Origin of the sequence: Mycobacterium sp. PS03-16 (genome assembly GCF_004570325.1) — a bacterium.
Lineage (GTDB): Bacteria > Actinomycetota > Actinomycetes > Mycobacteriales > Mycobacteriaceae > Mycobacterium.
In genome coordinates, this window is the sequence record NZ_SPQO01000086.1 from 1 (window position 1) to 652 (window position 652).

Consider the following 652-nt stretch of genomic DNA (forward strand, 5'->3'; position numbering starts at 1 on the left):
CTGACCTACATGTTCCACATGATGAACGAGGCGCGGATCGGCGTCGGCATGGGCGCGACCGTCCTCGGCTACACCGGCTACCTGCACGCGCTGGAGTACGCCCGCACGCGCACGCAGGGCCGCCCGCCGACGAACCGGGATCCGTCGGCGCCGCCGGTGCGGATCGTCGAGCACACCGACGTCCGGCGGATGCTGCTGGCCGCGAAGTCCTACGTGGAGGGCGGGCTGGCGCTGGGCCTGTACTGCGCGCGGCTGGTGGACGAGGAGCAGACGGCCGAGCGCGAGGAGGACCGCGCGCGGGCCCACCTGCTGCTGGAGATGCTCACCCCGATCGCCAAGGCCTGGCCGTCGCAGTGGGGGCCGGTCGCCGACGACCTGGCGATCCAGGTGCACGGCGGCTACGGCTACACCCGCGACTACCCGGTGGAGCAGTTCTACCGGGACAACCGGCTCAACCCCATCCACGAGGGCACCAACGGCATCCAGGCCCTCGACCTGCTCGGCCGCAAGGTGGCCATGCAGGGCGGTGCGGGGCTGGCGCTGCTGGCCGAGACGATCGGCGCGAGCACCGCGCGAGCGGCGGGTACCGAGTGGGCGGGGTTCGCCGCCGACCTGGACGCCGCCGTGGCCCGGGTGGGGGCCGTGACCGCCA

At 73.5% G+C, this 652-nt stretch carries 1 protein-coding gene; it reads left to right on the forward strand.

The genetic code is table 11. The features are described from left to right. Positions 1–652, forward strand: a 652-nt coding sequence (locus E4P42_RS26805) for an acyl-CoA dehydrogenase family protein (RefSeq protein ID WP_256371220.1), incomplete at both ends; no start/stop codon positions are given.